Raw genomic sequence first — 22680 nt, 5'->3', positions numbered from 1 at the left:
TTAAATAGATTTGGCTAAATAGATTTAGTTAAATACTAAATATCATTTATTGATTAAGATACGGCACAACGGTTTGGACCGATCTCCATCTCTGTTTCTTCCTCTTTATTAGGTGTTAAGATACCCATGTTCGTTTTTCTGATTTCTTGATAAGAGTTCGGCTGCGGCGGCAGGTTTTCAGATACTACACGACGAAACTCCTCTTCATCATCAATCATTAACCCATGATTTTCTTTATATAGGTCACCTAAACGAGCAAATACTCTTCCTTGATCATCCAACTCTTTCAATTTAGCAAAATGAGCTGGCAAGACTAATAAATCTTGATCTAAGTTTTTATAGCGGACATACAATGATTCGCGTAAATCTCCTACCCAATCTTCTGCAAGTCCAGCAAGATCCGGACGACCGATTGAATCAAGGAATAGAATGTCACCTGTGAATAAATACGTATCATTAACGATTAAAGACGTGCTTCCAATCGTATGACCAGGTGAATAAACGGCTTTCACTCGTACATTTGCCTCGCCAAAAGTCACTTCCATTCCGTCTTCAAGAGGCTCAAATTTAAACGTTACCTCCCCAGCATCCTTTGGCGGCAGGTAATACGTACCACCTGTTGCTTCCGCTAAGCGGCGTCCGCCAGAAATATGATCTGCATGCAGATGAGTATCAAACATATGAAGAACTTTGATCCCTAATTTATTGGCAAAAGCGTCATATTGATCTACAAGACGAAGCGGGTCAATCATGGCCCCTTCATTTCCAGATACAATCATGTAAGAAAGACAGCCCTTGCCTAGGCGGACAAATTGATACAAACTGCCGCCGCCGTCAAGTTCTCCAACTTTAACCGGCTCAAGATGCTCACTCCACGCTTTCATTCCACCTTCAAGGTAATGAATGTCACGCCCTGTTGCCTCTGCTAATTGCTCAGCAACAAAGATAGATGAGCCTTCCTTCGCACAGACGACTAATACCTCTTTATCTGCTGGGATTTGATCAAGAATATCATCAACCCCTTCAATAAGGTCAAAGTATGGCTTATTCATCGTTACAATCCCATCGCCTTCAACTTTCCAATCATCATATTGGTCCGTATTTCTGACATCAAGAATAAATAATTCTCCTTATTTGATAACCGTCTTCGCTAAAACTCCTGCTTTCATTGCTTTTACAGCCATGAATCACACCTCCATAGTATTTGTTCATCTGTTGCATTTATTAGTCCATTCTTTTCAGAAAAGAATTATTTACTTTCAGTTTTACCATTCCATGCTGTCATTCCAGGCTTTACATTTGTCACATTTGTAAAACCATTGTCTTGAAGCAATTGGGCCGCCATCGCACTTCTAGAACCTGTACGGCAGACAACATACACTTCATGATCTTGGTTCAATTCACCTAAGCGTGACTCAAGCTCACCTAAAGGAATAGAAGCTGCTGTTGGGATATGCGAGAATGCATATTCAGCTGGTTCACGCACATCAAGGATTGTTACATTCTCACTGCCGATTTTTGCTTCAAGCTCTTCATTAGAGATCACATTTGCGAAGTCAACTTCTTCTTTTTCCTCATTTGCACTCGCTTTACGAATGTAATGAACAAGCGTGTCTCCTTCTTCAATAGTGCCTAAATATTGATGGCCTGTTGAGCCAGCCCATGCTTTAAGATCAGCAAGTGAGCCTTTATCTGTTGCTTGAACCTCAAGTACTTGGCCTGGTTCAATTCCATCTAACGTTTTTTTCGTTTTAACAATTGGCATTGGACAAGATAATCCTTTTGCATCTAATACATGATCTGCTTTGATTGTCATTTTGTTTGCCTCCTTTTATAATACCCTTACCCGTATATCTATATTATACATATGATTTTTAATTAGTCAACTCTTTTTTACTTATACCCGTTTAGGTATATTTAAAACCAAAAAAATTATCTAGATTTCACTAACAGTTGAATGGCTTCTTCTACGACTTGATCCGCTTGCTCGCCTTTTTCTACTTCATCGATAATACATTGCTGCATATTTTTAGCGATAATATAGGCCATGGCACGATCTGTTGCAGACTTTACTGCAGACATTTGGGTAATAACATTCTTACAGTCTTTTTCTTCTTCCATAAGACGAAGAATCCCACGAACTTGACCTTCAATACGCTTTAAGCGGTTTTTCATATCTTGTGAATACTCCATAGTAAATCCCCTTTCTGCTTGTAGTCATTTATATTATTCATCTATTCTAATTGCAAGATAGTATCAATAATCAGATACCCTATGACCTATAATAGCACACACACAAAATATACACAAGGGGGTATATAACTTTATATAAAAAGCCACTTTGAAAAGTGACTTTCTCTTAGGTGATATTCTCAACCTCCACTTGTAATACATTTTCAGAGGATTTTAATGCGTAATAAACATCTGTCGTATAGACATCTCTGCTCGTAACCACAATACATGAAATAATAATATCTTCTGCTTCTTCTTTTACTTTTACGCGCCTGATTCCAAAGTTTTTATTTTTCACTTCTTTTAGAAAGCTAGTTAAGTCTGTATCTTTTTTAATATAAATTTTTGCTCGCACTTCAATATTTTTTAATTTCTTCGGCCCTATCCAAGACATGAGATCAGGAATAATTCGTACGCCAAGAATCATAAAGAAGACTCCTAATAATGCTTCTACATAAAAGCCCACCCCAATGGTAATGCCTAAGCCAGCAGATGCCAATACAAGAGATGCGGTCGTTAATCCAGAAATCGCATCATTATTTCTTCTCAAAATAACACCGGCTCCTAAAAACCCAATTCCGCTAATCACATAAGATGGAATACGCCCCGGATCCATCGGACGTGAATAAGCTTCTGAAAACAAAAAGGCTGATTCATAGGAAACAATCGTTAGAAGACACGCTGTTACTGCAACGATTAAGCATGTTTTCAGCCCTAAAGGCTTACCTTTTAATTCACGCTCAAGACCGATGATAAGACCGGCAGCTGCAGCTAAGGATAACTTATGTAATGCAGGATTATAAACAATCATTTCAAAAATATCTTCCATTTAACCGACTCCTCTCTATATTAATGTTTTCTATTATACATCAAATGTTCTTCCACCTATTAAAAGAGAAGGGAAAAAGCACCCTCACGCATAGTGAAGGTACTTAGCAGATACTCGCTATCATGATTCATCTTTTGTGACAGGGAGATCTGCCCCTACCCAAGCAGTAAACCCGCCTTTAACATTAACAACTCGATCAAATCCGTGTTTTTGCAGTACACTTACCGCAATAGCTGAACGGACACCCGAGCCACAAAGAACATATAAGGGTTGATCTTTTGGCAGATCTTCCAAATGGTCTTCAATGTGGCCTAAAAAAGCATGGATCGCTTCAGGTGCATGGCCGTTTGTCCATTCGTCGTCATTTCTCACATCAATCAAGGCCGCCTCACTTGATCGAACAGTTTGGTAAGCTTCATGAACATCAACTTGTTTGTACATTGGCAGTGTGACATCTTGTTCGATTGTTTTTTGATCGATAAACGCAATGGTGCGATCAAGTCCTATAGATTGAAGAGCAGTGATCACTTCATCTAGTTTCTCTTCTTCTACAACTACAATTAAATCTTTATCATAAGGAACAAGCCACCCTGCCCAGTTTGTAAATGACTTTTCAATCGATATGTTCACAGCCTCTTTAATATGACCATAAGCAAACAATGGAGACTTTCTTGTGTCTAGAACATAGACATGATCATCAATCATTTCCTTTAGGTCCGAAAGTGACTGAAGTCTTCTAGGCATGTTGCCCGGCTTTTGTTCTGCCCCTTTTTTATTTAATTTTTTCATTACGCCAAAATACGTTGGCGGCTCTGGCTGGCTCGATAATAGTTCATCCACAAACTCATCTTCATCAGTTATTTGAAATGCCCAATTATGTTTCCTTTCATAACCAATTGTACTTACCGGAACAGCACCGAGAGATTTTCCACAAGCACTCCCTGCACCATGAGCAGGCCATATTTGCAGGTCATCTGATAAATTTCTTGCCTTTTGCAGTGATGCAAACATATCCTTTGCTCCAACCTTAGCAGTTCCTGCAGAGCCAGCAGACTTCTCTAATAGATCAGGTCTGCCGACATCACCAACAAATAAGAAATCACCAGTAAATACCCCCATTGGTTCACGAGCTCCGCCGCCTTTATCTGTTAATAAAATAGAAATACTCTCAGGCGTATGACCTGGCGTGTGCATCACTTTTAAATGAACACCGCCAATCGAAAATTCATCGCCTTCTTTTACAAGCGTGGCACCTACATCTTTTGCAAATTCATACTTCCAATCTTTATCCCCCTCATCGGATAGATAGAGATGTACATTAAACAGCTCAGCTAATTCTTTTGCACCTGATGCATAGTCGGCATGAATATGCGTTTCTGTTACAGCTGATATAGTGAATCCTTCTTTTTTTGCTACTTCAAAATAGGGTGTCAGGTTGCGGCCTGGGTCGACAATGATAGCTTCACCCGTTTTCTGACACCCAATCAAATAGGACATGTGAGCTAACTTCTCATCAAAGAAAGAACGAAAGAACATAAAATATACCTCCTATGGTTTATAGTCTACCGTTTATGTTCCCCGTTTTCATGAGAGTTAATCCTAAAATAAGGCGAGAGAAAAATCTCTCGCCTTAAGATTAGAAAATTACAGGATACCGATACTAGCTAAGATAATAGCTGGTATGACGGACAGTACCGGAATTAAAACAGCCACGACTGCAATGTCCTTATATGAATCTTTGTGCGTCATTCCAGTAATAGCAAGCAGCGTGAGGACAGCACCATTATGAGGGAGTGCATCTAAACCGCCTGAAGCAATCGAAGCTACCCGGTGAAATGCTTCTGGACTCATCCCTGTTGCTTGGGCAATTTCATAATACCGACTTCCTAAGGCTTCTAATGCGATACCTAACCCTCCAGATGCAGAGCCAGTTGCCCCTGCTAATACGTTTATAGCGACTGCTTGTGATATGAGCGGGCTGCCTTGAATACCGAGAAGAAAATCTGTTAACCTCTCAAACCCAGGCACCGTCCTAACCACTGTACCAAATCCTACAGCGGCACTTGTATTAATAATCGCAATAACTGAACCACTTGCCCCGCCATTAATAGCTTTTACAAATCCTTTCCACTTATGGAAACTAAGCAGCATAATTAATACAATTCCAGTGAGAAGAGCAATGACAATATCCAAATCTAGAAAATTCAATGTAAATACTACAGAAATAAGAGGTAATATAGATAAAAGAATATGAGGATTTTTTTCTTCTTTTTTATCCTGTGTATCTGATCCTTTAGGTTCTGTATACCCTTCCCCTGCTGCTTTTAAAGATTTCTCTCTCCATCTAAGATATAAGAAGCCGCCAACTCCCATTACTAAGGCTGACGAAACACCCATTATAGGTGCTGCAGCAGCAGATGTGAAATAATAATCCATAGGAATAAGATTTTGAATTTGCGGCGTCCCTGGCAAAGCCGTCATCGTAAAGGTAAATGCACCTAAGGCAATTGTTCCTGGCATAAGTCGACGGGGTATATTGGCTTCTCTAAATAAACTTAGAGCTAGTGGATATACCGCAAATACGACAACAAATACACTGACTCCCCCATACGTCAACACAGAGGCTGATAAAATAACAGCTAAAATAGCATGTTTAGTGCCTAATGCTTTTGTGATCCATACGGCAACTGATCGTGCCATACCGGTATACTCCATCAATTTCCCAAAAATAGCTCCTAGCATAAATACCGGAAACCACGTTTGTGCAAAACCTACAAATCCACCCATGTAGGTATCTTTGTAAGCTTCAAGTAAATCCAATCCGCCAGTAATCGCTACCACACCTGCACAGATTGGAGCAATCCAGATTATGGACCACCCTCTATAAGCAAGTACCATTAAGAGTATGAGACTTAAAAATATTCCTATCATAATATGTCTCCCTTCTACTTATACTAGGTTACTATTTTAAGGATTTTTGATACTGCTCTCTTATTTGTCTTTTTAAGATTTTACCTGAAGCATTTTTTGGCATATCACCTACAATTGATAACGCTTTCAATCTTTGGAACTTTGCAGGAACCCTATCATTAACCCAGAGCATTAATTCTTCTTCTTGAATGTCTATCCCATCCTTAAGAACAACTTGCGCTAAAGGTATTTCACCCCATTTTTCATCAGGGATCCCTACAACAGCGACTTGAGAAACCGCCTCATGTGTACTAACAATTTCTTCAATGTCTCTAGGGAACACATTGACTCCCCCAGAAATAATCATGTCTTTCTTTCGGTCGACTAGATAAATGTATCCTTCCTCATCTGTGTATCCCAGATCACCTGTTTTGATCCATTTATCATCAAGCATGGAGGCATTTGTTTCTTCTTCTTTATTTAAATAACCACTCATTAAAGTTGGTCCACGACCTACAATTTCCCCCACTTCTCCAATGGGCACTTCCGCTTCCTTTTCATCAATGATTTTAAACTCATTAAAAATCATTGGCGGACCAACTGATGTGGGTTTTTCAAGAACAAAATCGGGACGCAGCGTAGTGAGAAAACCTTCTGTTAAGCCATATAGTTCAAATAACCTGCCGGGCAGCTCTTCGCCTATCTGTTCTTTTCGATTTCTTGGCAGAGGAGAACCTAATGTCAGCAACACTTGTAATGAAGATAATCTCTCCGGCTTATAATCAGGGTGATCTAACGTTGTAATGACTTGAGTAGGGACCATCATTGTATGTGTCACTGACTCACGCTCAATCGTATTCATAACAGTGTCTTTATCAAATTTAGATTCGAGGATATATGTGGCACCAGCACATATAGCAGGATACATAAAAGCTACAGATCCATTAAAAACCAGACTTCCTGTTGCTAATACTTTACTGTTATACGTTACTCCATATTCCATCCCCCATAGAAAAGCGTACATAATTCTCGTTTTGTGAGTATGAATAATTCCTTTAGGCAAACCAGTCGTGCCAGATGAGTACATAATATTCGCCACATCTTCCTCACTTACACTTACGTTTGGCTCGTTGTCATGACTGCTTTTAATAAAAGCTTGATAGTTTGTGAAGTTAGTTGAGTGCTCACATGTAGAAATAAAAAACTCAATGTAATCAAGTTGATCTTTAATTAAAACGATATCTTGTTCATATGTTTTATGAAATACGATCATTTTAGGACAACAATCATTTAATTGATAAACATTATCTTTCCCGCGTACCATTGGATTTAAAGGCACGATCACTACACCTATTTTTGCAGTGGCCCAAAACAGTTCAAGCATTTCTAAACTATTAGGTAGAAGCATTGCAATACGGTCACCTTTTGTTAACCCGTTTTTTAATAAGGCATTTGATAAACGATTGACTCTTCTGTTAAATTCTTTATAAGTTAGTCTATCCTCACCATGTACTACCGCTAATTTGTCAGGATAATGGATGGCATTACGCCTTAACATCATTCCAACATTTAAAAAATCCATATTAAACATGTTACAGTCATCCTCTCATCGTAAATTTAATCCTGTCGTCAATCCCCCATCTACTTCTAGCAATGTACCTGTAATATAGCTAGAAGCATCTGATGCATAAAATAATACAGCTTGAGCAATTTCCTCAGGTTGACCTACTCGCTTCATAGGGATCTTATTAATAAATTTTTCTTTCCCTTTTTCATCCATGGATTGAAACAAAGGGGTATCAATGGAGCCAGGTGCAATTACATTAACTGTAACTTCTGGTGCAAGCTCTAGTGCTGCTGTATTCGTAAGTGAGACGAGCCCTGCTTTTGATGCCGAATAGTTCGCTTGACCAAAATTCCCTTTGTGAGACACAGAAGAAATGTTAACGACCTTTCCGTAACCTTGCTCTTTCATTAAAGGGCTTATTTCTTTTAAAGTTAAAAATGCCCCCTTAAGATTAACGTTCATTACTATTTCCCACTCTTCTTCAGTCATTTTCGTCAGCTTTTGATCTCGAAATATACCCGCATTATTTATCAGAATATCAATACGCCCAAACCTTTCTAGTGCACGCTGTACCCCATTCTTTACGTCGTTTTGATCCGCTACATTACCTTGTACAAACAGACAATCATTACGTAATGAATCTGCTACTTGTCTTCCTTCTTCGTTGAGGTCAAAAATAATAACAGAAGCGCCTTCGCGGTCTAGTTTTTGTGAGATAGCAGCTCCAATCCCACTCCCTCCTCCAGTGACAAATGCAATTTTACCTTCAACATTCATTTGTTTTTCCCCCAATTCTCAATATCTTCAATGACTAATAACTTCGCTTCCCCTGATATCACTTTGTCACCTGCTTGATTAAACGCAGAGGTTAAAAGTGTTACTTTATCACCATTTATTTGCTTTATCTCGCATTCTGCTGTTACGGTATCATTTAATTTTACCGGCTTTAAAAATTCGATATTTTGGCTTAGATATAATACAGGTTTATCAAACATCTTAGAAAATATGGTCGCAAAATAGGAGGATGATAACATACCGTAGGCAATTCTCGTTTCAAATTTTGTTTTTTTACAGAACTCTTCATCAAAATGCCAAGGGTTAGAATCACCAATTATTCCTCCAAATAAATAATTATCACTTTCTGAAATTGTCCGAGTATAATGCTTCTTATCTCCAACCTTCATTATCCCTTCCCCCCTTTATTTAAGAGACCATAGTCTCTAAATGAACAAAAAAATTATGGATCAACTTTAATCAAAATAGCTTCTCCTTGAGCAAGTCCACCACATATACTAGCAACCCCGTACCCTCCCCCTTGACGTTTAAGTTCATTCATTAAAGTTAGAACAATCCTAGCACCGCTAGCTCCTACTGGATGGCCTAAAGCAATTGCCCCACCATTAACATTCATCTTTTCGCGTATTTTCATTGCTTTTTCTTTATCTCCTTCCGCTATGACTAGTGAACTAACGAGAGGTACAGCTGCAAAAGCTTCATTAATTTCTATGACTTTTACAGTGTCTATTGAAAGGTTTGCCTCTTTAAGAACTTTCTGTATAGCCCTGCCAGGTACAGTCGCTATATTTCTTGGGTCATCTGCAACACTAGCAACTCCCATAACTTCGGCTAAAGGCGTGATACCTTTCTCCATTGCAGTATCCCTCTTCATTAACACCATGGAACACGCACCGTCACTTAGCCCTGGTGCATTGCCCGCGGTGATTGTCGGACTATCAAAAACCGTCGGTAGGGATGCTAATTTTTGTAATGTCGTCCCCGGTCTTGGGGCTTCATCCATATCAAAGATTACTTCTTTTTTGCTTCCTTCTATTACAAGTGGATAAATTTCAGCTTTAAACTTTCCAAGGGAGTTAGCTCTCTCCCAATTTAATTGGCTCATATAGGCAAATTCATCTTGCTCATTCCTATCAATTCCATACTCCAAAGCAACCTCTGCAGCATCTTGTGAAACGAGGTTAAAATCATGATAACGAATGCCGTATGCAGGGTCATGAATGGTCATATGCCCCATTCTATTTCCCCATCTTAATGCCGGAACAACCATCGGTGTACGGCTCATTACTTCTGCGCCACCAGCTAACACGACCTCGCTCTCTGCTCTTTTAATTGAATAGTAGCTTTGTTTTAACGCTGCTAACCCTGAACAACAAGCTTGATCAATCGTTTGTGATATAGTTTGTGGAGAAAGTCCAGCTTTAAGCAGCGCCTGTCTGGCAATAATAGGTGCAATCACTTCCTTTGCCTCTGCTTGTGTACATACTCCCCAGTTAACTTCTTGAACTTCTTCGGGTGCTATCGCTAGGTTTAAAAGCACCCCTTTCATTAATTCTTGACTTAATTGAACGGTTGAAAAATCTTTTAAACTTCCGCCAAATTTACCAAAAGCAGACCTTTTCCCCGCTACTATCACACATTCCATTAAAATAATCACCCTTCCCACACAATTAAAGCGCTTACAATATTGTAATCCATTTTGGCAAAACCTTTCGAATACGATAAAATAATACATGAAAAGTCATTAAATGTACTTATCTATTATCATTCAATAACAGACCAGGGTCTCTTAATAGGGATTTTAAATCCTTTTCTCCGAATTGTCAAACTATTTAAGAAAATTTCAAGAGAAAGAGTGAAGTACTTATGCAATATCGCCAGCAAAAAGCCATGTTAACTAGAAAAAAAATCTTAGATGCAGCTTTAGAATTATTTACTGAAAGAGGATTTGATGAAGTAAAAGTAAGCGATATCGTCAAAAAATCAGCCACTTCGAAAGGGGCCTTCTATACTCACTTTTCATCAAAGTATGAGATCTTTTTAGAAAAGTTTAAAGAAATTGATGATTTTTACATAGCTTATGAGCAAGAACAAATAACACAGCTCACTCCTCTAGAGTTTCTTTCAAATCTCCATAAAGCCCAAGTTCACTATCTCGAAAATGAGCTTGGAAAAGATACAGTTCGAACAATCTATATGAATGTTTTACGTTCTGATCAAAACAGCTTTGTATCAGATAGGAAAAGGCCTTATTTTCATATAGTAAAAAAGTTTATAAAAAAAGGGCAAGAAGATGGCAGCATCCGAGATGATATGACATGTGAAGTGCTTGCTGCTCAAATGACAAAAGCAGTAAGAGGGAATATTTATGACTGGTGTTCGAATGAAAAGTTTGATTTGGAAAAAGAACAAAATTACTTATTATCTATCCTCTTAGAAGGTCTTAAGAAAACCTAACCAACTTAAAAACCCCCTTCTAACAACTGAAGGGGGTTGGTTAATGTATTGAATTAATTATCTGCTTTTTACTAACAGTTGAATGGCTTCTTCTACTACTTGATCAGCATCTTCACCTTTTTCCACTTGATCAAGGATACATTGCTGCATGTTTTTGGCAATGACAAATGCCATCGCACGGTCCATTGCTGATTTTGTTGCAGACATTTGTGTAATCACTGATTTACAATCTTGGCCTTCTTCCATGAGGCGTAATACACCTCGTACCTGACCTTCGATTCTTTTTAAGCGATTTTTCATTTCTTGAGTGTATTCCATCTATTCCAACCCCCTTCAACTAAAGGTTTTGCTGTATTCTTTCTATATTCTATTCTAACCGATTCTAGAAAAATTGTACACGAACACCCATTTTTACTAAAGCTCAGCTAACACCCGCTCCATCATTTCTTTATTCATCGCACCAACCTGTACATGATGGACTTCGCCGTCACGGTTAATGAACACAGACGTTGGCAGAGGCTGGACACTATAAAGAGAGGCAGCTTCCCCTTTTTCATCTAAAAGGATCGGGAAGGTTAAATTTAATTCGTCCGTAAATGATTGAACACCCGCAACCGATGCTTCAGAACCTGTTTGGTTGACTGCTAAGATAATGATATCAGTCTCTTGATAAAACCTCTCCATATCGGGCATCTCAGCTCGGCATGGAGGACACCATGTTGCCCAGAAATTAATCATGACCGGCTCTCCTCTAAAATCTGATAAAGAAAGCTTGTCACCAGTTAACGTTTCTAATGTAAAATCTGGTGCATAGCCGGAACCTCCGTCCCCTGTTTTCTCTTTGCTTAATGAAGATTCACTCGTTATAGAATCAAACACTCCAAATGCAAGGAACCCTGTCATGATAAGTAAAACTAGCTTGGCACGCATCTTAGGATACCTCCTTGCGCTTTGTTTCGTTTGATAAAATGATTAATCCAGCAATAAAATACATAAAGTAAAACCAGCTCGGAACAGAATAATCAAGCATTCTTATAGGGATAAAAAAAGAAAGCAGGCCCTTTATCAATCCAAATAAAATGAGGAACTGGCCTAGCATACGAGTATGCGTCTCTTGCCGTTTGGATTGTATATAGATAAACAAAAGAGCTAACGTATTAATTCCCATCAAGATCACATTTGTACCAACTATTCCCTCCATCGTATTGAATGGAAAGACTGCATAATACATCGTCTCAATGATTAAATAGGTACCTGCTATTTTTATAAAGACGGTTGTATTTAGTGCAGCATCCTCTTTCGTACTCCACCATAAATAGACACACATCACAACCCAAGCGAGCATCCATTCATTTGCCCCGCTTGGGGTCGCTAATACGGCGATAGGGTCACCAATTGCCACTGCAGGATTTAAAATTAACTTAGAAAATTGAAACGTAACAAAAAAGGCAAAAAAACCATTCCAAAAAACTTCAGAATCTTTCTTTGTACTATTCATCATCTCATAAAAAAATTGATTAGCTAAATAATAGCCGAGTAAAACAATGACGATGAGGGCGACCCATGATTGTCTAACAATAAAAGGGCCGACCGACCATACCTCATTCATATTATTACCACCCTTCAAACTACCTATAGGGGTATCATAACTAACTCTGGTTATGTTGTAAAGAAGACAGGATCTAATTAGACGGACTTTGCAGCTGCCGTTTTGGCATGCTTAGGTTTTCCTCTTGAATGAAAGCTATGAATAATCATGCCGGTGACAATGGTTAGCAACCCGAATAACCCAACTATAGACGGGAATGCTCCTCCGAGTAACAATAACTCGCCTAAAAAAGCAAAAACAACTGAACCGGACTGTGTCGCTTCTACAGCTGCCAATTTTTGCGGCTCATGTCTAACTAGATTGGTTGCAAAGAAAAATAGGACAGTCGCTATAATCCCTGAGGACAAAGCTACGATAAATGACTGCGTTACCTGACTCTGGCTCGGAAGGCCTTCTGCTATAATGCCATAGCCGGCGAGTAACACCCACCAAGGAAGACTCATTAATGTCATACCAAGTACCCGTTGAAATGTGTCAATTGAACCATCAACGAGCTCAAGCATCTTTCTATTACCAAGAGGATAAGCAAAAGCTGCAATCACAACAGGGATAACGCTTCCTAGTAAAATAAGAGCAGACACCCCTGAACTCTGTTCAAGCTGAACAAAAAATACCCCTGCTAATATAATGACAGAAGGCCATAAAGAATGAAGTAATATCTTTTGACGTTTGCGTACAACCCCGTCTGTCGTCCGGATCGTTTCATAGAATAGCGGAGCTAAAAGGAGTCCCGCTACAATCGTTGTTTGCCATGTTCCTGCAATTAACCATCCTGGTCCGAAGCCAGCAGCATACGTAATCGGAGCATAAAACACCACAAACCCAAAAAAGCTCCAAATAAACCATTCACGTGGATGCTTTTTCATTTCTTTAAATAAATCAGCCAGGCCTCCTCTCAGCCACACAATCAAGAGCAGAAAAGGCACCATAAAAAAGAAACGCAGTGATGCGCTCCAATACCAGCTTCCCCCCTCAAGCTCCATTGATCGGTTTAAAATAAAGGTAAGTGAAAAGAATACCGATGCAAGCAGTCCAATTAAAATAGCTTTCAATGTTAACACCTCTTCTTAACTCTTATAAAGGTACATTTAGTTTGACGAAATTTAATTCAGTTTAACGCATTAAAGCTCAAGTGTAAATGAAATAGATAGAAAAAAAAGGCAATTTAATCATGTATGGTTGAATCACCTTCCTTATATATAAAAACTACACTCCTAATTATTAGTGATGTCTAACAACTAGAGTGCAGTTTCAAAAGATATAATTGTGTTAAGTAATTAAGCTCTTCTTCTAAAGAATTGAACAATAATTAGTACTGCAATAAGACCAACCATTGCCCATGCTGTATAAACGATGATTAGATATTCAGATCGCTCAACAGCAATACCGATAAACGCCCAGATGAATACCATTGGATAGATCACATCATTATTATAGGTCATAAACCAGATCGCAAGAGCCGTACCTACCACTAATAAAATAGCTGTCCACACTTCGGGTGCAATACCAAATGTGCTTACATTATTAACCGTAAGGACAATCCCCACATTAACAATCGTAGCTACAGACACCCAACCTAGATAGACAGAAAAAGGAATTCTAAATTTTGAAGGATCCTTCACTCCATCCATTCGAATGTAGATCACAATCAAGCTTATAAGAAGTGCAGCCATTGCCACCATCGTCAGGTTGAAGAACTCATAATGGAACAGCAGCAGCCAAGCTATATTAAATACACAGCTGATGACAAACCATAATCCCACTTTTTCATAGACTGGATTGTTTTTCGTTTTAGGGAAGAACTGCGCCCCTACCCAAATGACAAGCAATAAATAAATAAATCCCCAAATGGAGAATACATATCCAGCCGGTGTAAACATTACGTTCAGGCGGTCTGATATCTCACCTGCTGTTTGACCGTTGATTGGCAGGGCATTAGATAAATAGTTTACGATTAATACGGCAATCAATGCAGCTGCGTTGAAAAATGCTAAAGATCGATTCATGTTGAACACTCCTCCCAAGTTGTAGAAACATTGTCTTGTCATACATATACCCTACTTATTGGGAGAATATGTTAAGAATTAAACAAACGGGCTACATTCCTCAATTAGACCTATCCTTTAACAAAATAAAAAGCAGGCAACCGAGTATCCCAGTTGTCTGCTTACATTTTTTCATACAGAATTAATAGTCTGAGTTAGACTTTTCACCGTTCACAATAGAAACGCCGGCACTTGCTCCAATTCTAGTGGCACCAGCATCAACCATTGCACGCGCACCTTCAAGGTCACGAACGCCGCCTGAAGCTTTCACGCCTAGCTCTGGACCAACAACCTTACGCATTAGAGCGATATCTTCAACTGTAGCACCGCCTGTTGAAAAACCAGTAGATGTTTTAACAAAGTCAGCGCCTGCTTTAACAGAAAGTTCACAAGCACGGATTTTTTCTTCTTCCGTTAATAGACAAGACTCAATAATTACTTTCGTTAAAGCTTTCCCTTTCGCCGCTTCTACAACCGCACGAATGTCACGCTCTACAAGCTCATTATCTTTGTCTTTAAGTGCTGCGATGTTAATCACCATATCGACTTCAGTTGCACCATTTTCAATCGCATTTTTCGTTTCAAATGCTTTAACTTCTGGAGTACTTGCACCTAGCGGGAAGCCAATAACCGTACAAACTTCTACACCTTCTGCATCTTTTAACTGCTCTGCTGCAAGCGCTACCCAAGTTGGGTTTACACATACTGATGCAAACTTATATTCTTTTGCCTCAGCACAAAGAGTTAGAATTTGTTCTTTTGTTGTATCCGCTTTTAAAGCTGTGTGATCGATTAAATTAGCAATTGATTGACTCATTTTACAGCGCCTCTTTTCTTTAGCATTAGTTGTACGTACCTCTTTATTATCGTAGCATAAAAGTTCTAATTAGACGAGCTTATTTTTACACAAATGCTAAATATGTATCCTGAAATGGATGAAAGCTTCTAAATAACCATAGATAAGAGCCTTATATGACATTCTATTGGAAGCGATTACCTCTTTAGACCCTGGCTAGAGAGCATTTAAAATTGCTGCCATTTTATGATTGTGCCGATGTAAGGTCTTATTGTGTTGCTTTCATTTATAATTGCGTCCGTCCAATGCGTTATTGTATTCTTTGTACACGTAATTGCGTCAAAGCTCAGTAATTGCGCCGGTCGAGAAGTAATATGTGTCATAGTCAGTCTCTATTGTATAGACCGTGACGATTATTGCGCCAGTTGGAATCTAGGGACCCTTTCCTTCCACTCATAAGAAAAAGACCATGATCACTCATGGTCTTATCCTTCCTTACGTTATCCGTTTACCGCTTGCTTTATCTCGGCATCATCTAAGACGCGGACAAATTCACCTTTGTTATAAGGGTATCCGGCTTTTGCAATTTTTACTTTAACGATCTTACCGATCATCTCATCCGTTGCTTTCACTTTTACTTTTAGGTAATTATCGGTATAACCAATATACAAACCGCTCTCAGGATTCTCTTTATCACGTTCTTCCGGAATCACTTCAAGAACCTCTCCTTCAAATTGAGAAGCATATTCTTTTGCTAATTGATTGGAAAGTTCAATTAAACGGTGTACACGTTCATTCTTTACTTCTTCATCAATTTGGTCATCCATGCGCGCTGCTGGTGTCCCTGTACGTTTTGAATACGGGAAGACATGAAGCTCACTGAATTTATGCTTTGCAATAAAATCAAATGTTTCTTGGAATTCTTCTTCTGTCTCACCAGGGAAACCAACAATGACATCTGATGTAACGGCAAGACCTGGAAGCACTTCTTTCAAACGATCAAGACGTTCAGCAAAGAATTCCATTGTGTATTTACGGCGCATACGCTTAAGAACTGTATTTGAACCTGATTGTAGCGGAATGTGTAAGTGACGTACGACTTTTTCAGAGCGATCAATCACCTCAATCACTTCATCTGTTAATTGACTAGCCTCAATTGATGAGATACGAATACGTTTTAAGCCATCTACCTGCTCTAAATCTTCCAGGAGACGAGCAAGGCTGTAATCCTTTAGATCCTCGCCATAGCCGCCTGTATGAATTCCAGTGAGAACAATTTCTTTGTATCCTGCTTCTACAAGCTGAGTTGCTTGTTTAATCACATCTTTCGGGTCACGTGAACGCATAAGACCGCGCGCCCAAGGGATGATACAGAAGGTACAGAAATTGTTACAGCCCTCTTGGATTTTTAAAGAAGCACGAGTACGATCGGTAAATGCCGGGACATCAAGTTCCTCATATACACGAGACTTCATAATGTTTCCTACCCCATTGATCGGCTCACGCTCTTTTTTGAACTGCTCAATGTAGCCGATCATTTTCGTACGGTCTTGAGTCCCGACTACAATATCAACCCCAGGAATGGCCATAATTTCAGCTGGAGAGGTTTGAGCATAACAACCTGTTACACAAATAACCGCGTCTGGATTTTTACGAATCGCTCGACGAATCACTTGACGGCTTTTTTTATCGCCTGTATTGGTTACAGTACAAGTGTTAATAACGTAGACGTCTGATGTTTGCTCATACTCTACTTTCTCGTAACCTTCTTGTTTAAACAGCTGCCAAATTGCTTCTGTTTCATAATGATTTACTTTACAACCTAATGTATGAAAAGCCACAGTAGGCATTATCTTCACCTCATTAATTCTAAATGATAAGAAATAGCCGCCATCACATAAAGCGGGGCTGTTTCTGTTCGAATGATTCTAGGACCAAGCCCGCATAATACGGCGCCTTTCCCTTCAAGTGCACTTACCTCTTCTTCTGTTAATCCGCCTTCTGGACCAATGACGATTAACACGGAGTCCCCTGACTTTACCTGGTTCAAAACGTTGTGCAGATTACTTGCCTCACCCGTCTTTGCGCTCTCTTCATAAGCTACAATAGTATGCGTGTAGCTTTCAATCGTTTCTAAGAGCTGGGTAAAAGAAGCTGCTTCCTTGATAGTAGGAATGATTTCTCGGTATGACTGCTCAGCCGCTTCTTTTGCAATCTTCTCAAGGCGTTCAACTTTCTTTTTTGCCTTTTTCATATCCCATTTTACGATCGAGCGTGAGGCTTGAAAGGGCTGAAAGCAGCTGACACCGAGCTCCGTTCCTTTTTGTGTAATTAACTCTAGTTTATCACCTTTAGGCAGTCCTTGCGCAACTGTTACCTTAATGGGTAATTCTGTCTTTGGATCCAGCTCTTCTAATACTTCAGCTTGGATGTCACTTTCACTCAATTTCTTGAGCTTAGCCAGCACCGTTCTTCCTGCATTATTTGAAACAATGATCTCTTCGCCCTCTTGCATTCGCATCACTCTGGCAATATGTTTGACATCATCACCAGTAATGGTAACAATTGAGCCATTTAATTGATCTTCTGAGACAAAATAACGTTGCATTGTATCGTCCTCACTTTAACAGCAGTGGTTATTTCCTAGCAATGATGGCTACCCAGTCATCCATTTCAATCACTTCATCAATGGTAAAGCCAGCAGAAACTAAAGAATCTTTTACTTCTTGTTTTTTACGCTTAATGATTCCAGATGTAATAAAAGCACCGCCTGGTTTAAGAATCGCTGCCGCATCTTGAACAAATTGAACAATCACTTCCGCTAAAATATTGGCAACTACTAAATCATAGCTTCCATCAATTTGCTCAAGCAGGTTGCCTTGACGAACTGTTACGGTATCATGTACCTGATTTAACTCTACATTTAATGCAGCACTATCTACCGCTACTTGATCCAAATCTAGGCCGATAACGCGTTTTGCGCCCAGCTTTGCCGCAGCGATACTTAATACACCTGAGCCTGTCCCTACATCAATGACTTCTTCCCCGCCCTGCATGACACTTTCCAATGCTTGAATACAAAGAACGGTTGTTGGATGAGTTCCTGTTCCAAAGGCCATACCCGGGTCAAGTTCAATGATCATTTCATCTTCTGTAGGAGTGTAGTCTTCCCATGTTGGTGTGATCGTAATGGATTTAGAGATTTTAACAGGCTTATAGTATTTCTTCCATGCAGTAGCCCAGTCTTCTTCGTTCACTTCTGCTAGTTGAACGCTATTGCGGCCAAGATCAATCTCATAAGTTGTTAAACCGTTTATTGATGCTTTTACTTCATCAATGGTCTCAAGTAAAAAGCTGTTCACCGGAAAATAAGCTTTTACAATGACGCCGTCTTCTGGGTAATCATCAGGAGAAAGTTGATAAATTTCGCCGTAGTGCACGCCCCAGTCTTTAATCAGGTCAATCGGGTCCTCAATCACAACTCCGCTCGCTCCTGCTTCATGCAAAATATTACACACTGGTTCTACCGCTTCCTCTGTCGTATGGATACTAAACTCCGACCATTTCATTCTTGCCCAACTCCATCCTTATCATTTTTCCTAAGTCATTTCCCAAATACAGACGTCACATAACAGGGAGAAAGCAGCAAAGGGCTAGTGTCCTTTGCTGCTTCGCTTCATTTTGTTATAAACCAAACATTAATCGCCTTTAAACGCACGTTTTACTTTTGCAAAAAAGTTATCATTTTGCTCATCAGGCTGTCCGCCTGACATTTTAGCAAATTCACGAATCATATCTTTCTCTTTTTCTGTTAAGTTCTTCGGAGTCACAACACGTACTTGTACATGTTGATCTCCTTGACCACGCCCATGTACGTTCGGTACACCTTTTCCACGTAAACGGAAGTTAGTACCCGTTTGCGTACCTGCTGGGACTTTAAGTTTCACTTTGCCGTTTAATGTAGGGACTTCAATCTCGTCACCTAATGCTACTTGAGCAAATGTAAGAGGCATTTCGCAGTATATATCATCCCCGTCACGCTCAAAGAATTCGTGCGGTTTCACATTAAAGACGACAAATAAGTCACCCGGAGGTCCACCGTTTACACCAGCTTCTCCTTGTCCAGAGACACGGAGCTGCTGTCCGTGATCAATACCAGCAGGAACTTTCACGCTGATCTTTTTACGCTTGCGGACTTTTCCTTTTCCGCCGCAAGTAGAACATTTATCCTTAATGAATTTACCTGTTCCGTCACAATGATGACATACACGACGATTCACAACTCGGCCAAATGGTGTATTCTGCTCCACATTCAGTTGTCCAGCCCCGCCGCAATGTGAGCAAGTTTCAGGCTTCGTTCCAGGCTTAGCACCTGATCCTGTACATGTTTGACAGGTTTCTTCACGAGGAATTTCAATTTCAGTATCTTTACCAAAAACGGCTTCTTTAAACTCAAGTGTCATCGTATACTGAAGATCTGCTCCTTGACGAGGAGCATTTGGATTGCGGCGACCGCCTCCGCCTCCAAAGAACATATCAAAGATATCACCAAATCCATCAAAGCCGCCAGCTCCGCCTCCGCCAAAGCCTTGGTTTGGATCAGTGTGACCGAATTGATCATAATGCGACTTCTTTTGGGGATCGCTTAATGTATCATAGGCTTCTTTTACTTCTTTAAATTTATCTTCTGCATCCGGTGCTTTATTGACATCTGGATGATACTTGCGAGCAAGCTTACGATAAGCTTTTTTCACTTCATCAACAGATGCATTTTGATCGACACCGAGAACTTCATAAAAATCACGTTTACTCATGTCAACACTCCCGATTCTATTCCATAACGTACATCATATCATTACCCGTTTAAGATGCGCAAGCACTTTAAGTGCCCCAGCTTTCAAGTCATCTCAGAGAAAAAGTCAAAGTCATACGAGCTGACTTTGACTTTTCAAAGAGGTCTTACATTTCATTATGATTGTACTGCTGTCTTACTTTTTCTCTTCTTCTTTTACTTCTTCGTAATCAGCATCGACTACGTTATCATCTTGCTTTGCATCTGCACCTTCAGCACCTTCTGCTTGTTGTGCAGCTTGGGCTGCTTGCTCATAAAGCTTTGTTGATAGAGCCATAACAATTTCTTGCAGCTCATCTTTAGCCGTTTTGATTTCTTCAAGATTGTCAGCTTCGATTGCAGCTTTCAATTTATCTTTTGCCGCTTCTGCTTTATCTTTTTCTTCTTGCTCCACATTATCGCCAAGATCTTTTAATGTCTTTTCAGTAGTGAACACTAATTGATCTGCTTCGTTGCGTAGCTCTACTTCTTCACGACGCTTCTTATCTTCCTCAGCGTTCGCTTCCGCATCTTTCACCATTTTTTCGATCTCTTCGTCAGATAGACCTGATGAAGAAGTAATCGTGATCGATTGCTCTTTATTTGTTCCAAGGTCTTTTGCTTTAACATTTACGATACCATTCGCATCAATATCGAATGTTACTTCGATTTGAGGAACTCCGCGTGGTGCTGGAGGGATATCTGTTAATTGGAAACGGCCAAGTGTTTTGTTGTAAGCAGCCATTTCACGCTCACCTTGTAGTACATGAATGTCTACAGACGGCTGGTTATCAGCAGCTGTTGAGAATACTTGTGATTTAGATGTAGGAATCGTTGTGTTACGGTCAATTAATTTTGTGAACACTCCGCCCATCGTCTCAATACCAAGTGATAATGGAGTAACGTCAAGTAATACAACGTCTTTTACATCTCCAGTTAATACACCAGCTTGTACAGCAGCACCAAGAGCTACTACTTCATCTGGATTAACTCCTTTATGAGGGTCTTTACCAGTTAATTTCTTGATTGCTTCTTGTACTGCAGGAATACGAGTAGATCCACCAACTAGAACGATCTTGTCAATCTCGCTTGCAGATAGACCAGCATCTTGCATCGCACGGCGAGTCGGGCCTAATGTACGCTCTACAAGTTCAGAAGATAATTCTTCAAATTTAGCACGGCTCAGGCTTAACTCTAAGTGCTTAGGACCTGTAGCATCTGCTGTAATAAATGGTAATGAAATTTGTGTTTGCGTTACACCAGAAAGATCTTTTTTAGCTTTTTCAGCGGCGTCTTTTAGTCGTTGCATAGCCATTTTATCTTGAGAAAGATCAATTCCGTTGTCTTTTTTAAATTGGTCTACAAGGTGATTGATGATCACCTCATCAAAGTCATCCCCACCAAGCTTGTTGTCACCAGAAGTTGCTTTAACTTCGAAGAAACCTTCTCCAAGCTCAAGGATTGACACGTCAAACGTACCGCCGCCAAGGTCATAAACAAGAATTGTTTGATCTTCTTCTTTTTCAAGACCATATGCAAGTGCAGCTGCCGTTGGCTCGTTGACAATACGCTCTACTTCAAGACCAGCAATTTTACCAGCATCTTTTGTCGCTTGACGTTGTGAATCATTGAAGTAAGCAGGAACTGTAATAACAGCTTTTGTTACTTTCTCGCCAAGGTATGCTTCTGCATCAGACTTTAATTTTTGAAGGATGATTGCAGAAATCTCTTGTGGAGAATACTCTTTACCATCGATTGTTTCTTTATAATCTGTTCCGATATGACGCTTAATTGACATAATTGTGTTAGGGTTAGTGATTGCTTGACGCTTCGCTACTTCCCCTACTTGACGCTCACCGTCTTTGAATGCCACAACAGAAGGAGTTGTACGGTTACCTTCTGGATTAGGGATAACTGTTGCTTCCCCGCCTTCCATTACTGCCACACATGAGTTAGTTGTTCCAAGGTCAATTCCAATAATTTTACTCATTTTATATGCCTCCTAGTTTCAATCGTTTAATTTATATAGATCTATGTAAGGATTACGCGTTTACTTTGACCATAGAAGGTCTTAAGACGCGATCCTTTAATTTATAACCCTTTTGTAATTCTTCCACGATTTGATTTGATTCAAACCCGTCTTCACTTACCTGCATTACTGCTTGATGCAAGTGCGGATCAAACGATTGTCCCGTTGTTTCAATTACTTCAACACCTTCATTTTTAAGTGTATCTTTTAATTGACGGTACACCATTTCCATACCGCTTAGAAGAGATTGTGCTTCTTCTGATTCAGGCTTAACGAGAAGGGCACGCTCAAAATTATCAACAACTGGAAGTAAACCTTCAATTAGTGCTTGAGATCGATATTTTGCAGCCGCCTCTTTTTCTTCGCGAGAACGGCGACGGAAATTATCATAATCAGCTTGAACACGCAGCATACGATTGTTTAACTCCGCAACTTGTGCTTCAAGGGGATTTTCTTCTGCTTCCACCACTTCTGTTTCATCAGATGCTGATGCCTCGTTTTGATCTGTATCAACTGCTTCTTGCTCAGTATCTTCTGCTTTTAGTTCATCTTCTAGTGTGTTTGTGTCTTTTTCAGTCAT

22 protein-coding genes and 1 pseudogene are annotated in these 22680 nt (G+C 39.7%); 1 reads left to right on the top strand and 22 read right to left on the bottom strand.

Annotated elements, in window-relative coordinates; all coding sequences use genetic code 11:
* Positions 1 to 53: 53 nt before the first annotated feature.
* The 10 genes and pseudogenes from BPOF4_RS05570 to BPOF4_RS05525 all read right to left on the bottom strand — a co-directional run bounded on the left by BPOF4_RS05570 (position 54) and on the right by BPOF4_RS05525 (position 9978).
* Positions 54 to 1184: pseudogene (locus BPOF4_RS05570) on the bottom strand (MBL fold metallo-hydrolase).
* Between the two features lie 65 nt (positions 1185 to 1249).
* On the bottom strand, positions 1250 to 1816 hold the full coding sequence (locus BPOF4_RS05565; RefSeq protein WP_012958105.1) for a sulfurtransferase TusA family protein: 567 nt from the start codon (positions 1814 to 1816) through the stop codon (positions 1250 to 1252).
* A 116-nt stretch (positions 1817 to 1932) separates the two neighbouring features.
* A complete protein-coding gene (locus BPOF4_RS05560; RefSeq protein WP_012958104.1) occupies positions 1933 to 2193 on the bottom strand; it encodes a metal-sensitive transcriptional regulator in 261 nt (86 codons plus the stop codon).
* A gap of 166 nt (positions 2194 to 2359) precedes the next feature.
* Positions 2360 to 3061, bottom strand: a complete 702-nt coding sequence (locus tag BPOF4_RS05555; protein WP_012958103.1) for an MgtC/SapB family protein — start codon at positions 3059 to 3061, stop codon at positions 2360 to 2362.
* A 120-nt stretch (positions 3062 to 3181) separates the two neighbouring features.
* On the bottom strand, positions 3182 to 4597 hold the full coding sequence (locus tag BPOF4_RS05550; protein WP_012958102.1) for an MBL fold metallo-hydrolase: 1416 nt from the start codon (positions 4595 to 4597) through the stop codon (positions 3182 to 3184).
* Positions 4598 to 4705: 108 nt separating this feature from the next.
* On the bottom strand, positions 4706 to 5992 hold the full coding sequence (locus BPOF4_RS05545) for a GntP family permease (RefSeq protein WP_012958101.1): 1287 nt from the start codon (positions 5990 to 5992) through the stop codon (positions 4706 to 4708).
* A 31-nt stretch (positions 5993 to 6023) separates the two neighbouring features.
* The gene (locus BPOF4_RS05540; protein ID WP_012958100.1) at positions 6024 to 7562 is read right to left on the bottom strand and encodes a class I adenylate-forming enzyme family protein; all 1539 of its coding nucleotides are present in this window, start codon (positions 7560 to 7562) and stop codon (positions 6024 to 6026) included.
* 15 nt (positions 7563 to 7577) lie between these two features.
* Complete coding sequence (locus BPOF4_RS05535; RefSeq protein ID WP_012958099.1) at positions 7578 to 8315, bottom strand: SDR family NAD(P)-dependent oxidoreductase; 738 nt, start codon at positions 8313 to 8315, stop codon at positions 7578 to 7580.
* Positions 8312 to 8722, bottom strand: coding sequence for a MaoC family dehydratase (locus BPOF4_RS05530; protein WP_012958098.1), 411 nt, complete (start codon positions 8720 to 8722; stop codon positions 8312 to 8314). The genes BPOF4_RS05535 and BPOF4_RS05530 overlap by 4 nt, the downstream gene beginning before the upstream one ends.
* A 53-nt stretch (positions 8723 to 8775) precedes the next feature.
* Positions 8776 to 9978 carry a thiolase family protein gene (locus BPOF4_RS05525; RefSeq protein WP_012958097.1) on the bottom strand — a complete coding sequence of 401 codons (1203 nt, stop codon included), beginning with the start codon at positions 9976 to 9978 and terminating at the stop codon, positions 8776 to 8778.
* A gap of 221 nt (positions 9979 to 10199) precedes the next feature.
* Between BPOF4_RS05525 and BPOF4_RS05520 the strand changes: the two genes are divergently transcribed.
* Positions 10200 to 10790, top strand: coding sequence for a TetR/AcrR family transcriptional regulator (locus BPOF4_RS05520; RefSeq protein WP_012958096.1), 591 nt, complete (start codon positions 10200 to 10202; stop codon positions 10788 to 10790).
* Between the two features lie 57 nt (positions 10791 to 10847).
* Here BPOF4_RS05520 and BPOF4_RS05515 read toward each other — a convergent pair whose 3' ends face one another.
* The 12 genes from BPOF4_RS05515 to grpE form a co-directional block, all read right to left on the bottom strand.
* The gene (locus BPOF4_RS05515; protein WP_012958095.1) at positions 10848 to 11108 is read right to left on the bottom strand and encodes a metal-sensitive transcriptional regulator; all 261 of its coding nucleotides are present in this window, start codon (positions 11106 to 11108) and stop codon (positions 10848 to 10850) included.
* Between the two features lie 96 nt (positions 11109 to 11204).
* Positions 11205 to 11720: a redoxin domain-containing protein gene (locus tag BPOF4_RS05510; RefSeq protein WP_012958094.1), complete on the bottom strand. Its 516-nt coding sequence runs from the start codon at positions 11718 to 11720 to the stop codon at positions 11205 to 11207.
* A 1-nt stretch (position 11721) separates the two neighbouring features.
* Positions 11722 to 12399: a hypothetical protein gene (locus BPOF4_RS05505; RefSeq protein ID WP_012958093.1), complete on the bottom strand. Its 678-nt coding sequence runs from the start codon at positions 12397 to 12399 to the stop codon at positions 11722 to 11724.
* Positions 12400 to 12476: 77 nt separating this feature from the next.
* The gene (locus tag BPOF4_RS05500; RefSeq protein WP_012958092.1) at positions 12477 to 13451 is read right to left on the bottom strand and encodes a DMT family transporter; all 975 of its coding nucleotides are present in this window, start codon (positions 13449 to 13451) and stop codon (positions 12477 to 12479) included.
* 225 nt (positions 13452 to 13676) lie between these two features.
* A complete protein-coding gene (locus tag BPOF4_RS05495) occupies positions 13677 to 14405 on the bottom strand; it encodes a TspO/MBR family protein (protein ID WP_012958091.1) in 729 nt (242 codons plus the stop codon).
* A 181-nt stretch (positions 14406 to 14586) separates the two neighbouring features.
* Positions 14587 to 15261, bottom strand: coding sequence for a deoxyribose-phosphate aldolase (deoC, locus tag BPOF4_RS05490; RefSeq protein ID WP_012958090.1), 675 nt, complete (start codon positions 15259 to 15261; stop codon positions 14587 to 14589).
* 479 nt (positions 15262 to 15740) lie between these two features.
* A complete protein-coding gene (gene mtaB, locus BPOF4_RS05485; RefSeq protein WP_012958089.1) occupies positions 15741 to 17090 on the bottom strand; it encodes a tRNA (N(6)-L-threonylcarbamoyladenosine(37)-C(2))-methylthiotransferase MtaB in 1350 nt (449 codons plus the stop codon).
* A 5-nt stretch (positions 17091 to 17095) separates the two neighbouring features.
* Positions 17096 to 17848 (bottom strand): 16S rRNA (uracil(1498)-N(3))-methyltransferase, encoded by a 753-nt coding sequence (locus BPOF4_RS05480; RefSeq protein ID WP_012958088.1) that lies wholly within the window; start codon positions 17846 to 17848, stop codon positions 17096 to 17098.
* A 28-nt stretch (positions 17849 to 17876) separates the two neighbouring features.
* Positions 17877 to 18809 carry a 50S ribosomal protein L11 methyltransferase gene (gene prmA / locus BPOF4_RS05475; protein ID WP_012958087.1) on the bottom strand — a complete coding sequence of 311 codons (933 nt, stop codon included), beginning with the start codon at positions 18807 to 18809 and terminating at the stop codon, positions 17877 to 17879.
* 129 nt (positions 18810 to 18938) lie between these two features.
* Entirely contained in the window at positions 18939 to 20054 is a 1116-nt protein-coding gene (gene dnaJ, locus BPOF4_RS05470; protein ID WP_012958086.1) for a molecular chaperone DnaJ, read from the bottom strand.
* 174 nt (positions 20055 to 20228) lie between these two features.
* Positions 20229 to 22061: a molecular chaperone DnaK gene (gene dnaK / locus BPOF4_RS05465; protein ID WP_012958085.1), complete on the bottom strand. Its 1833-nt coding sequence runs from the start codon at positions 22059 to 22061 to the stop codon at positions 20229 to 20231.
* A gap of 52 nt (positions 22062 to 22113) precedes the next feature.
* Positions 22114 to 22680 (bottom strand): nucleotide exchange factor GrpE, encoded by a 567-nt coding sequence (gene grpE, locus BPOF4_RS05460; RefSeq protein ID WP_012958084.1) that lies wholly within the window; start codon positions 22678 to 22680, stop codon positions 22114 to 22116.

Origin of the sequence: Alkalihalophilus pseudofirmus OF4 (genome assembly GCF_000005825.2) — a bacterium.
Classification (GTDB): domain Bacteria; phylum Bacillota; class Bacilli; order Bacillales; family Bacillaceae_D; genus Alkalihalophilus; species Alkalihalophilus pseudofirmus.
This window is presented reverse-complemented; position numbering and strand designations above follow the sequence as displayed.